Genomic DNA, 12296 nt, shown 5'->3' on the forward strand with positions numbered 1-12296 from the left:
AGCGACTGATCCGCGACCAGTCGCATTATTAATATTAGTTATAGCGCGCGCCGTCGCTCCCGGCTTTCAAATGGGCAGCGGTAAACGGTGGAAGACGGATGAGCCCGGACTCGGCTGAAGGGCTCGCAGCCAGAGGATCGGTGAGAAAAATCTTACTGTCACCTTGAAGGTCGACAATGATTTCCCGGGCAGAAAAAAGATGCTCCGTCGCGCCAGGAGCTACTCGATTGGAAAGGGACAAGCTTGAATTCGCTGCGGCGGCAGGCTCCGCAACGGTACCATTGAGTATTTGATGATCAAGTTCAAGGCCGAAGATATCTTGATAGATCATCAACTCCACAAAACCGCGCAAAATATGAGGCGCGGCGTCATCACCGAAACGATCCAGCGCGTGGCCAATCAGATTATCAAGTACCCAGCGACCATGGGCTTGGTCGACCGAAGTATGAACATCGAAATAATGGCAATCCACCTTCCCTCGGTATATCTCGCGAACCGACTCTCCCAATTGTTTTTGCCACACGATAAAACAGGCTTCGTTACGGAAAAAAGCGCCGAGGTAACGCAAGAACTTACTCTTGTCGTGACAGATTTGGTACGTGTAGGCCGAAACCAACATGTTGCTGGTGAGGAAATGATCCTGATACGCATCCGGCGTATCGCTCAGCCCCAGGTCAAGCATGGTTTTTTCGTACAAGTGGCTGTGCTTGTCTTCCGGCACGCCATTTCCCATTTCATCTTGATACACCCGCAGCAGATGTGACTGCAGGGTGCCAAACGCGCCAGTTGCGTACAGGCCCATCGGAGCCCCTTCAATAAGAAACTCAATTGAGAACTGTGTCAGCAAGCTCCTCATCAGCCCTTGGGCATTGGGGTTGTTGAGAATATAGGAGAGCGTCGGATCGAAGTCGCCATTCTTCAGGCGAGCAAACTCTTCATCCAAGTGAATGCCAAAAAAAGTCCTCAACTGTTCGGCCGAGACGGAGAAATCAACTTTATCCAACTGTGCACTGACCGGGGCAAACACAACAGCTTCAAGGGTTCGCAATTCATCCAGCGCTCTCTTACTCTTGTCCCGACCGTATCGCTCATCAAGATGCTGCTGAATATCACCCTCAATTTCTTTATTCAGAAAGAGCATGTCTTGTTCATAGCAACCAATCAGACGCTTCACATTTTTATTCATGCGAACACCCAGCAACTCTTCCGTGGCCAGGTCAAGTTTGACCGACTGTCCATTGGGAAGCTGGTACTCAAGGTAAATGGAGCCATCCAAATATTTCATAGAATCCCTTTCTCTCAGGTGTTATTACCCCTGCACCAAGAGTGCTGGCACAAGGATTTATGGGGTTGACCGTTTTATTTCATTTGGGTGAAATATTTTTATCGGGTCAGGAACCAAGCCTCGATAAAAATGAGGGCGTAAAACAGCAAGAGCCTGCTGCCTGACGAGAAAACGAGGTACGGGAGTACAAAGTCGAAAGCAGCAGGGAGCCGCGCAGATAGTTAAGAACAACAGGAAAGATCGAGACGTGCGGAGAGGAACAGAAGTGCATTTAATTCATTCCTTGAATAACTTTTCCTGGATCCAATCTTATAGTCGCAAAAATGTCGCTGTCAACGTGAAAAAACACAAACGGATGTTCAATATTATTCTCACAGTTTTTTAAATCTCCGAAACCTGGAGCATAACTTTTAAAAAAAACCAGCACTTTCAAGGCTTAGTAAAAAGTTGCTGATGCCAAGCACAGTAAAAAATATTTTACACCTGATAAGGCCAAAGTTTTTTATTCCGTCGGTCGGATTCAATCTTGAGTAGACCATTTGTGACAAGGCTTGAAGCCCCGTGCCTGATTTCGCCAAGTGAAGCATGGCGCTTTGCCTCATGCCAGGCATCTGGATCGCGGCATCCAGCCTCGCCCTTGAAGGGGAGCCATCAAATAAACCCTTTAAAAACTTTACTGGGTTAAGTATTTTGCGTGGTGCACTGGGCACTATTACGCCGTTCGCCCTTTATTATTCAACGACAAGGACCTCCCCGTGAGCGGACTGCGTGAACGTCAAAAAGCCGAACGCCGCCAAGCCATCAGCAAGGCAGCGGTCGAGCTGTTCGAACGCCAGGGTTTCCAGAACACCACCATCGAACAGATCGCCAGCCAGGCCGGCGTATCGGCGCCCACGGTGTTCAAGTACTTTGGCAACAAGCAGGAAATCATCCTGGAAATCCTGCACGACGCTGACCAGCGCGCGCTCACCGACACCCGTAGCCAAATGCCTGACATCGAAGACCCGGTCGAAGCGCTGTGCTATCTGGAGCGGCTGTTGACCGGTTATGCGCTGGAAGTCATGCACCCGAGCCTGTGGCGCGAATTGCTGCCGCTGATCCTGTTCGGTGGCGACAATGGTCTGCCCGAGGGGTATCGCGCCATGAACGATGCGCTCAGGGCCGAAATCAGTGGGCTGATCAGGGAATTGCAACAGGCCGGCAAATTACGCACCGACCTGGACGTGGAGCTCGCCGCGTTCCTGTTGAACGACTATTCGCACTTGCAGCTGTTCAGGTTGGTCAACCAGGAACAACCGGATATCGAGGCACACTCCACTCAGGTCCGGCGGATCACCCAATTGCTCTTCCAGGGCATGCGCGCCTGAGCCAATCACCCACCGATACAGGCCCGGCGCAACGGCACCGGGCCACGCTGATCAGTGATGGGTCTTGATTCCGATCCAGGTGCGGGTGCGAATCCGCTCCACGGCGGCGGGAACGGGCTCCAATGCGAACAGGGTCTTGCGCACCTCGTCCGACACATACATGGCGGGGTTGTTACGAATTTCAGCATTGACCAACGCCTTGGCGTCCTTGTTCGGGTTTGGGTAACCGATCTTGTTGCTGATCCGCGCGATGACATCCGGACGCAAGATGTAGTTGATGAAGGCATACGCCTCTTTGACATGAGGGGCGTTGGTGGGCACCATCATGACGTCCGACCACATCGGCGCCCCTTCCTTGGGCAGCGCCATCTCCACCTTGACTCCCTTCCCGGCGTCTTCGGCCAGTCGTTTGGCCAGGGCCACACCGCCGGACCAACCCACTCCTACGCAGATCTCGCCATTGGCCAGGTCCATGCCATAGCGCGACGAGTTGAAGTAGGTGATATAGGGACGAACCTTGAGCATTGCCGCTTGCGCCTTTGCGTAGTCCTCACGCTTCTGGCTGTTGGGGTCCAGCCCTTCGTAGTGCAAGGCAATGGGCACGATCTCGTTGGCGGCGTCCAGCAGACCCACGCCACAACTGGCCAGCTTGGCCATGTTCTCTTCCTTGAAAAGGATGTCCCAGGTGTTCATTGGCACATCGGCACCCAGCACCTCGCGCACCTTGTCGACGTTGTAGCCGATCAGGGTCGTGCCCCACAGGTACGGGGCTGCATAGCGGTTGCCCGGATCGCCCACGTCCTCCAGGGACTTCATGAACTCAGGGTCCAGATGCTGCCAGTTCGGCAACTGGCTGCGGTCCAGGGGCTCGACGGCGCCCGCGGCGATCAGGTGACTGACGCTGGAACTGCTCGGGTAGACCACGTCATACCCGGAGTTGCCGGTCAGCAGCTTGGACTCCAATGTCTCGACACTGTCAAAGACGTCGTAGATGGGACGGATGCCGGTTTCCTCCTCGAAACTCTTGAGGATTTCAGGCGGCAGGTACTCGATCCAGTTGTAGATTCGCACTGTCCGTTCTTCGGCCAGGCTCGCGCCACTGACCAGCATCGAAACGACAGCGCCCAGCAAGGTGTTGCGCAAAAACAGGTTCATGATCAAACACTCCAGCGCGGCCGCGAAGGCTCGCGGCACTTAATAGCGGTAGGTGAAGTAGAGTTCCAGCGCGCTGAATTTCCGGTCGTCACCGAAGACTTGTTTGGCCGCTGCCATGGGCTTGACCCAGTTATAGGAGAGCGAGGTGGACAGCGACTTCGAAGGTGCCCAATCCAGGAAGACTACACTCTCGTCGGCAAACCGTTTGTCGCTGACGGCGGTGCCCATGTAGTTTTTTTCGTCCAGCCAGAACTGGTAGTGGATCGCACCGAGGGTGAGGGTTTCGTTGAGGTGGGTCTTGAGTGAGAACTGCTGGACGTTTTCGTTGCTGTTGAACATCAGGTAGTTGCCGACGACATCGCCGATCAGCCAGGTGCTCCAGTCGACGAAGCCCTTGCTCAACGGGTCCCAGGCTTTCTGTCGATTATCGGTGAGGTCGTCGTCGCCGGAAAAACTGGCGTAGCGGTAGCCGATCACCGGGGTCAACGGCAGCGTGCTGAAGGTGTAATCCGCCTGGCCGTACCAGGCCTTGGCGTCGTAGTCCACGCCCTCGCCGCTGCCTCGCTCCAAGGCATATTCGGCATTCAGGGTCAGGTCCGGGAGGCCCGGGAGCCTGGCGTTCAACGCCCGCACGTTGTACACCAGCATGCCATCGCGGCGGCGCGGCAACGTGCTGCCCTTGGGCCCCATGGCCTTGACCTTCAACGCGGTGGCACCCAGCGTCACCTGGTCGTCGAGGTTGTAGTCCAGGTTCGCGCCGCTCATGCGAAAATCACCCAGGTCGCTGTCGGTTCCCAGGCTGAAGCCCTGGACCTTCAACGCGCCATGGTCCCAGGCGACCACCGCCGAATCCTTGAAGGCGCTGCGCGGGGCGAGCCAGTAGGCGCCGTCGTTCAACTGGTCGAGGTTGCCATCCATCACGATGAAACCGTTGCCGATCATGTAGTTCTGGCGACCGCCCGTGACCGTCCACTCCCCGGCCCGGAAACCACCATAGAACTCTTCGGTCGACACCTTGCCATCGGAGCGGCGGGTGAAGCCACCGGCATCGCCATCACCGAAGGTGGTCGCGCCCACCAGGGAGCCGCCAGCCAACAGGCTGAAATCCGGCTGCACGGCGTACTCCAACTTGACGCCCGGCTTGACGTAGAACTCCTGCCAGTCGACTTTGGTGCCGCCATTCTGGCCGCTGCGCATGTCCACCACGCCGCCACCAAAGTTGACGTTGCGGGTGGACAAGACGGCGCCACCGGCCGTCAGGTTGACTTCGCCCTTGAGGTTGCCCTCCTCGAAGGTGTAGCCCGCCCAGGCAACCTGGGCGGTCAAGGGTAACCCGAGCACAAGGAACGTTCGGGACAAACGCATCATGGAAACCATATGGAGCTCCTGTTGATTATTGTTGTTACAGGGCAGTGAATGGCGGCGCAAACCCGCGCCAACACCTGGCTGGCCAGGTGAGCGGAACGAACTTTCTTGTGTTTATCGGATGACGTCAGGGCCTCAGCTGCGCCGCGATGGCCCGCAGCATGCGCACGCTGTCGCCGTCGAAGGGACTGACGGCTTCGGCCAGGGACGATTGCTTGACGATCACCACGCCGGACGGCTTGTCGATGAACAGGTATTGGCCGTGGATGCCACCGGCCATGAGCGCCTGGCTGTGATCGTTGAAGACATACCACTGGCTGCGGTAGGACGCGCCAGGGGTCCAGCTCGAAAAGTCAGGGGATACCGCGTAGATCGCGGGGTCGGCTCCAGCGGCGATACCGGCCAGCGCCTCGGCCGAGAGCAGTTGTGTCCCACCCTGGCGGCCATCGTTGGCCAGCAGCCGGCCGAAACGCGCCATGTCACGCAAGGTCGCACTGAACCCGGCGCCGGCCACGCTGCGGCCCCAGGGATCCGCCAGGAAGTAGCCGTCACGTTCACAGCCCAACTGGCTCCAGATCTCTTGGAGCAACTGATGGCAGGCCTTGCCTGATGCCCGCTCCATGACCCAGGCCAATGCCTCGGTGGTGGCCGTCACATAATGGAAAAAGCCGCCGTGACTGCCGCGTTTCCTCAGTGAGGGCAAGTACTGATACAGGGATTCGAACGTCGCGTACTGCGCTGGCGCCGGCTGGAAACCGCAGGCGTAACCGTATTGGGAACTCTCTGAATCCGGGTCCTCATAGACCTCGCTGTAATCGACGGCCACGGCCATGTCGAACAACTGGCGCACGGTCGCGTCGGCGAACGCGCTGCCCGCCAGTTCCGGTACGTAATGCGTGGCCGTCAACGTAGGGTCCAGCAAACCTTCACAGACCAGTTGCTCGCCCAAGGCACCGATCAGCGACTTGGTCACCGAAAACATGATGTGTCGGTCCTGGGGACGCTGGCCGTTGAAGTAGCGCTCAAACAGTACGGTGTCGCCCTGCAAGACCAGGAAAGCATCGGTCTGGCTGGCGACCAGGTGATCGATCACGCTGATGCTCAAGCCACACTCGCTGTCGAAATGCAGCTCATCCAGCGGCTGGAGCGCCTGCTTGAACGCGCTGACCGGCCCGCTGCCGGCCTGCACGTCGATGGAAGGACGCAAGCGCGCCAGGTTGCGGAACCCCCATTGGTTGAACGGTGGGCTCATCCAGTTGTGCCAGGTGACGCGGCGGTGGGGTTCGGCGGGAAAGCCTTGCATGAGTGAAGGCGCCGGGCGTGCGTCAAATGGCGATTCGTGAGTCTCGACGTAAAGACTGGCCAGTGAAGGCACGGTGTTCTGATTCATCGGGTTGCCCCTGCAAAATGACTCTGCGTGAAAGCAGATGCAGGGAAATAATTACCCGGTGTAATTTTTTAGTCAATAAAACTTTTTATTGTCACTTCAAATTATCTCATTAACGGCGACATGACCAATAGATCGGTACTGAACCCTGGGACGAAAGCCTTAAGTAAATAACTAAAGGTTATTTATTGTCTGTTTTTTAGATCAACTAGATTAAGCCTTAAGCCCAATGGCTTCGCGGTACTGCCTCAAGAACGTTGGCATTTACCCATCCTCAGTCACGGCAATCTCATTAACGGGCCACCGTCATGCAGCTTCTAACACTTCCCGCCTCTCCCGGCCTGGCCACCTCGATTCGTGCCACGGCCCAGGTCTTCGAAGACCCCACCTCCCGCGCCTTGCTGGCACACCTGCAGCAAGTCGCGCCCAGTGACGCCAGCGTGCTGATCATCGGCCAGACCGGGACCGGCAAGGAACTGGTGGCGCGCCACGTACACAACCTCAGCGCCCGTCGCCACAAGCCGTTTGTTGCGGTCAACTGCGGGGCGTTCTCCGAAACCCTGGTGGAGGCCGAGCTGTTCGGCCATGAAAAAGGCGCGTTCACCGGCGCACTGACGGCCAAGGCCGGTTGGTTCGAGGAGGCTGACGGCGGGACGCTGTTCCTGGATGAAATCGGTGATTTGCCGTTGCCGATCCAGGTCAAGTTGCTCCGGGTACTACAGGAGCGCGAGGTGGTCCGCCTGGGTTCGCGCAAGAGCATCAAGATCAATGTGCGCGTGTTGGCGGCCACCAACGTACAGTTGGAAAAAGCCATCAATGCCGGGCACTTTCGTGAAGACCTCTATTACCGTCTGAACGTGGTCAGCCTGGTGCTCAAGCCGCTGCGCGAACGCCCCGGTGACATCCTGCCGCTGATCCACCACTTCATTGCCGAGTACAGCCGCAGGCTCGGTCACGGCGAGGTAACGCTGGATGCCCAGGCACAGCGCAAATTGCTCGACTATTCCTGGCCGGGGAATATCCGCGAGCTGGAAAATGTCATCCACCACACCCTATTGATTTGCCGTAACAATGTGATCGGCGTGCAGGACCTGCACCTGTCGAACTTCCGTATCGAACGCCATGACAACCCGCCGGAACCAGTGCCCCAAAGTGCAGAGGCGCTCTTGCAGAAAGCCTTTGAAAAACTGCTCGAACAGGCACCTGGCGATGTGTATGAAAAGGTCGAGGCCGAGTTGCTACGCACCGCCTATCGATACGCCCATTGCAATCAGGTCCATACCGCCAGCCTGCTGGGCCTGAGCCGCAACGTCACTCGCACGTTGCTGATCAGGATTGGCGAGCTGGTGGTCAATCGACGCCGTCCGCCACTGGACACGCGAGACGGTCGGGTGATCAACCTGTCGACTTGAGCCCCCGTGGCGAGGGCTCATCCAGGGAAAGCGCTGCGTTTCAATCCTGGCACCTTGCTCGCCCCGCGTGGGCACCAAGCAGAAATCCTGTAGACCACCAGGTGTTCGGCGCCGCCTTCGCTGACCTCCCGCGCCTAAGCAACCGCCGCCGTTTCGGCCGCCACGTTACGTTGCTCCAACTCACGCACCAGCGGCAAGACCTTACGGCCGAAATACTCGACCTCTTCCTGGAAGTGCAGGAAACCGGCGAGCACCAGATCCACACCCACGGCCTTGAGCGCGACGATGCGTTCGGCGATCTGCTGCGGTGTGCCGATCAGGTTGGTCTTGAAGCCGTCGTTGTACTGCACCAGGTCCTCGAAGCTGGACTTGGCCCAGTTGCCCTCGCCTTCCGGGCTGGCCTTGCCGGCCTGCTTCGCCGCATCGCCGAAGGCATTGACGGCCTCGGGGTCGGCCTGGTCGATGATCTGGGCAAGGACCGCCCGCGCCTCTTCTTCCGTGTCGCGAGCGATGACGAAGGCGTTTACACCGACCTTGACCTTGTGATTGTTGGCCTCGGCTTTTGCCTGGAGGTCATCGATCTGTGCCTTGACGCCTTCCACGGTATTGCCGTTGGTGAAGTACCAGTCCGATACCCGGGCCGCCATGTCTCGCGCTGCCCGCGAGCTGCCGCCCTGGAAGATCTCCGGGTGCTGCTGCAGGGGTTTTGGCTTGAGGGTGTAGTCGTGGAAGCGGTAGAAGTCACCGCGCAAGGTGAAGTTGTCGGTGGTCCAGATACCCTTGAGGGCAGTGATGAATTCTTCGGAACGGCGATAGCGCTCATCGTGTTCCAACCATGGCTCGCCAATGGCGGTGAACTCGCCCTTGAACCAGCCCGACACGATGTTGACTGCCACCCGGCCGCCGGTCAGTTGATCGATGGTTGCGATCTGCTTGGCCAGCACCGATGGCGTCCACGGCCCCGGCAACACGGCGGCGATGACTTTCAGCCGCGTGGTGGCGGCCAGCAAGGCATGACTGAACGCCACGGACTCATGCTGATATTCGGCACCGTAGCCGGCGGTAAAGCGTACCTGCGACAAGGCATAGTCGAAGCCGGCCGCTTCAGCGATCTGGGCCAGCTTGCGGTTGTAGTCGATGCCCCAGTCGGTGCGTTGTTCGAGTTTGCTGACCACCAGCCCACCGCTGACGTTCGGCACCCAGTAGGCAAACTTGATCGTGTCCTGGCTCATTGCATGTACTCCACGGCTCGTTTTGAACGGAAAAATGGAGCTGGCATCGCGCCGGGCGCCCGGGACAAGCCTCAGCAACGCCGACTCGACGGTGCGCTCGATTCGCTACAGCCCCCATGCGCTGGAGAGAGCAGCAACCGTGCCAGTTGAATATCCCTTTAATAATCAACGAACTACGTGAACTACCGGATCACTGCACTGTCGCCCGAAGGACAAGCTGCTGGTCCGCTGTTGCCTGGCGAACACTGGCCTGTCGATGCCCGTCCCCGCCACTGTTGCCCGGCACACAGCGGCGCAACAGATTGCCCGCAGCCGGGACAGCTGTTCGCCGATGAGCGCCGTATAGGCCCCGAATTTACAGGTGTTGAGGCCCGGGCATGGACTGTGCAATAGACAATGGCACGGCAGGTTTTTCCTGCTCGCCTACTCGCCATCAAGAAGGAAGATCACCATGACCGCACAGCAACGACACCTGCCGCCGATCCTTTCCACGGGTACCGACTATGAGCCTTTGGCCGAACGCTTCCGGCCGATTTTTTCGCGCATCCAGGCCGGCGCGTTGGCGCGTGAACAGACACGCAGCCTGCCCTTTGAACCGGTGAAATGGCTAAAGGAAGCAGGCTTTGGCGCCATCCGCGTACCGGTCGAATATGGCGGTGCCGGGGCTTCGTTGCCGCAGCTGTTGCAACTGCTGATCGAACTGGCCGAAGCCGATTCCAATCTGCCCCAGGCCTTGCGCGGGCACTTTGCATTTGTCGAGGACCGTCTCAACGCCCACGCCAGCAGCCCACAAGACATCTGGTTCAAGCGTTTCGTCGAGGGTGAACTGGTGGGCAATGCCTGGACGGAAGTCGGCGCCGTGAAAATCGGCGACGTCGGTACCCGGGTTTCTCGCCAGGGTGATCAGTGGGTCGTCAATGGCACCAAGTACTACAGCACCGGCAGTATCTTCGCCGACTGGATCGACGTGTATGCCCAACGCGACGACAACGGCGCCGACGTGATTGCCGCCGTTCGCGTGCACCAGCCGGGCGTCAAGCAAAGCGATGACTGGGACGGTTTTGGCCAGCGCACCACCGGCAGCGGCACGTCGCTGTTCGAGAATGCGCTGGTCGAGGCGGAGAATCTCATCGACTTCTCTACCCGCTTCAAATACCAGACCGCGTTTTATCAACTGGTGTTGTTGGCCGTGCTGACCGGCGCCGGCCGCGCTGCGGTTCATGACATTACCGAGCAAGTGCGCAAACGCACGCGGGTCTTCAGCACCGGCAATGCCAGCGAAGTGAGCCAGGACGTGCAGGTGCAGCAAGTGGTCGGTAGGGCCTCGGCCCAGGTCTATGCCGCCGAAGCCACCGCCCTGCGCGCCGCGAGCGCCTCCCAACGCGCCTACGAAAGCCGCTTCAGTCAGAACACCGAGACCGAACGCACCGCCAACATCGCCGCCGAACTGGAATCGGCCCAGGCCCAAGTGGTCATCTCCGACCTGGTGCTACGCGCTACCAGCGACCTGTTCAATGCCCTTGGTGCCTCGGCCACCAGCACCAGCAAGGCCCTCGACCGCCACTGGCGCAACGCCCGCACCGCCGCTTCGCACAATCCCTTGATCTACAAGGAGCGCATCATTGGTGATTGGGAAATCAACGGTAAGGAACCGCCGTATGTCTGGCAGATTGGCGGAGGGTCGAAGCAGGACTGAGCGGGCAGCATGTTGATGTCCAGCGCGAGTCGGCCTGGCGGCCGACCTGTTTTTGATGACCGCGCTTCTCTTGTGGGAGCGGGCTTGCTCGCGAAGGCGGTCGTTCAGTCACATGGATATTGAACGAACTGCCGTCATCGCGAGCAGGCTCGCTCCGACAGGGGTGCTGTGTCAGACATCGTCCCACGAGACCAGCATTGCCAGGCCTGCGGCGCTCCATGGCTTCACGGCGCCAGAACCTCGACTTGCGGCAGAGGGATCTCGCCCAGCGGCGAGTAATGCATGGTCAGGACCGCCCACCTCAGCCCCTCCACGCCTGGCACGGTGCCGGATGCCTTGGACGAATGCTCGACGTAGCCGGCATATTCCTCGACGTACTGGAGATGTTTTTCCCAGCGCGCCTGATCAAAGTTCACGCCAAAGATGATGACACTGCCCGTTGCCACCTTTTCCGCCTGGGCTTTCAAGCGGGTCATGTACCAATAGTCCTTGGCCGCGCTTTCAAACATCTTGCCCTGGTTGGCATTGGCGAAAGGTGCCTTGAGCTCAATGAAGTGAAAGCGCTTTTCATCCTGATCGCGGATCCACAGGTCGCATTGCTTGGCGGCAATATCCATCAGCGACCAACGCTGATCGAGCGCCACTTTGTACTCGACGCCCACATCCGCCAGTTCGCGGTCGGGGCCCCGAAGTCCACGGGACTGGATCAGCCAGAAATAAAACTCGAACTTCAACCAGCCCTCGAAACCATTGGCCAGGGCACTGATGGATGACGGCAGGTATTTGCGGTCCTCTTCCCACGATTGCATGAATGCGCAGAATGCTGACGCGACGTTTGGGATGCCGGGCATGGGTGACTTCCTTGTATTGGCCTAAAGACTGTAGGCATAGTGCCACTACCCTGCTGACGGCTTCAATGCCAAGCTATGATTGGCAAACGTCAGCCCCCCAAACAAGGTCAGCAATGAACACTCACACCGCATGCCTCGGACTGCTTGCCTTGGCGCTCCCCTTTCTGTGCGAGCCCGCCCAGGCCTCGACGTGGCAGATCTGCCAGATGGAGCTGCGTATCGTCGAGGTCCTGAAGCAACCCTACCCGCAACTCCAGGCGCAGATCGTGAAAGTCAGGCCGAAATCCGCCTCGGTGGAATGTCCCGCACAAGGCTCACTGTTGACCTTCACCCCGGAAACCCCAGACTACCAAGCCACGCTCCCCCGCCGGCAATGGCCCGGCAAAGGGCAGTCGGTACGGGTGGACTACCGCTACCTGGATGGTGTCTGTAAAGGCGACGGTAACTCGCATCCGTGTCGTATCAAGCACTACCCCATGGTGGGTCGATAGTCGGGCAGGGAGAAGGCGCTCAAACAGTGAAGTCACCGATGGCCTCATCGCGAGC

The 12296-nt window shown here is 58.5% G+C and carries 10 protein-coding genes; 4 read left to right on the forward strand and 6 right to left on the reverse strand.

The genetic code is table 11. The annotated features are described in order from the left end of the window. Positions 1–34: 34 nt before the first annotated feature. Positions 35–1285 carry an iron-containing redox enzyme family protein gene (locus ACMTA2_RS20180; RefSeq protein ID WP_413791454.1) on the reverse strand — a complete coding sequence of 417 codons (1251 nt, stop codon included), beginning with the start codon at positions 1283–1285 and terminating at the stop codon, positions 35–37. 755 nt (positions 1286–2040) lie between these two features. Here ACMTA2_RS20180 and ACMTA2_RS20185 point away from each other — a divergent pair. Further along, a complete protein-coding gene (locus ACMTA2_RS20185; protein ID WP_413791455.1) occupies positions 2041–2652 on the forward strand; it encodes a TetR/AcrR family transcriptional regulator in 612 nt (203 codons plus the stop codon). Between the two features lie 51 nt (positions 2653–2703). On the opposite strand, the gene ACMTA2_RS20190 is transcribed toward ACMTA2_RS20185, so the two are convergent. The 3 genes from ACMTA2_RS20190 to ACMTA2_RS20200 all read right to left on the reverse strand — a co-directional run bounded on the left by ACMTA2_RS20190 (position 2704) and on the right by ACMTA2_RS20200 (position 6562). Continuing rightward, positions 2704–3807 (reverse strand): polyamine ABC transporter substrate-binding protein, encoded by a 1104-nt coding sequence (locus ACMTA2_RS20190; protein WP_413791456.1) that lies wholly within the window; start codon positions 3805–3807, stop codon positions 2704–2706. Positions 3808–3846: 39 nt separating this feature from the next. Continuing rightward, complete coding sequence (locus tag ACMTA2_RS20195) at positions 3847–5184, reverse strand: alginate export family protein (protein WP_413791457.1); 1338 nt, start codon at positions 5182–5184, stop codon at positions 3847–3849. Positions 5185–5299: 115 nt separating this feature from the next. Beyond that, positions 5300–6562 (reverse strand): serine hydrolase domain-containing protein, encoded by a 1263-nt coding sequence (locus ACMTA2_RS20200; protein WP_413791458.1) that lies wholly within the window; start codon positions 6560–6562, stop codon positions 5300–5302. A 305-nt stretch (positions 6563–6867) separates the two neighbouring features. Here ACMTA2_RS20200 and ACMTA2_RS20205 point away from each other — a divergent pair, with 305 nt between their 5' ends. Further along, a complete protein-coding gene (locus ACMTA2_RS20205) occupies positions 6868–7971 on the forward strand; it encodes a sigma-54 interaction domain-containing protein (protein WP_413791459.1) in 1104 nt (367 codons plus the stop codon). A gap of 134 nt (positions 7972–8105) precedes the next feature. On the opposite strand, the gene sfnG is transcribed toward ACMTA2_RS20205, so the two are convergent. Then, on the reverse strand, positions 8106–9203 hold the full coding sequence (gene sfnG, locus ACMTA2_RS20210) for a dimethylsulfone monooxygenase SfnG (RefSeq protein WP_413791460.1): 1098 nt from the start codon (positions 9201–9203) through the stop codon (positions 8106–8108). A 451-nt stretch (positions 9204–9654) separates the two neighbouring features. Between sfnG and ACMTA2_RS20215 the strand changes: the two genes are divergently transcribed. Then, positions 9655–10899, forward strand: coding sequence for an acyl-CoA dehydrogenase family protein (locus tag ACMTA2_RS20215; RefSeq protein ID WP_413791461.1), 1245 nt, complete (start codon positions 9655–9657; stop codon positions 10897–10899). Positions 10900–11123: 224 nt separating this feature from the next. Here ACMTA2_RS20215 and ACMTA2_RS20220 read toward each other — a convergent pair whose 3' ends face one another. Next, complete coding sequence (locus ACMTA2_RS20220; protein ID WP_413791462.1) at positions 11124–11750, reverse strand: hypothetical protein; 627 nt, start codon at positions 11748–11750, stop codon at positions 11124–11126. Between the two features lie 113 nt (positions 11751–11863). Between ACMTA2_RS20220 and ACMTA2_RS20225 the strand changes: the two genes are divergently transcribed. Beyond that, a complete protein-coding gene (locus ACMTA2_RS20225) occupies positions 11864–12241 on the forward strand; it encodes a hypothetical protein (protein ID WP_413791463.1) in 378 nt (125 codons plus the stop codon). The last annotated feature ends 55 nt before the right edge of the window (positions 12242–12296 follow it).

It is taken from the genome of Pseudomonas medicaginis, assembly GCF_965119365.1.
Classification (GTDB): domain Bacteria; phylum Pseudomonadota; class Gammaproteobacteria; order Pseudomonadales; family Pseudomonadaceae; genus Aquipseudomonas.

Bases quoted from the DNA above. Each gene is read 5' to 3' on its own strand.
- ACMTA2_RS20180 (WP_413791454.1), bottom strand. From the start codon at position 1,285: ATGAAATATTTGGATGGCTCCATTTACCTTGAGTACCAGCTTCCCAAT.
- ACMTA2_RS20190 (WP_413791456.1), bottom strand. From the start codon at position 3,807: ATGAACCTGTTTTTGCGCAACACCTTGCTGGGCGCTGTCGTTTCGATG.
- ACMTA2_RS20195 (WP_413791457.1), bottom strand. From the start codon at position 5,184: ATGGTTTCCATGATGCGTTTGTCCCGAACGTTCCTTGTGCTCGGGTTA.
- ACMTA2_RS20200 (WP_413791458.1), bottom strand. From the start codon at position 6,562: ATGAATCAGAACACCGTGCCTTCACTGGCCAGTCTTTACGTCGAGACT.
- ACMTA2_RS20205 (WP_413791459.1), top strand. From the start codon at position 6,868: ATGCAGCTTCTAACACTTCCCGCCTCTCCCGGCCTGGCCACCTCGATT.
- sfnG (WP_413791460.1), bottom strand. From the start codon at position 9,203: ATGAGCCAGGACACGATCAAGTTTGCCTACTGGGTGCCGAACGTCAGC.
- ACMTA2_RS20215 (WP_413791461.1), top strand. From the start codon at position 9,655: ATGACCGCACAGCAACGACACCTGCCGCCGATCCTTTCCACGGGTACC.
- ACMTA2_RS20220 (WP_413791462.1), bottom strand. From the start codon at position 11,750: ATGCCCGGCATCCCAAACGTCGCGTCAGCATTCTGCGCATTCATGCAA.
- ACMTA2_RS20225 (WP_413791463.1), top strand. From the start codon at position 11,864: ATGAACACTCACACCGCATGCCTCGGACTGCTTGCCTTGGCGCTCCCC.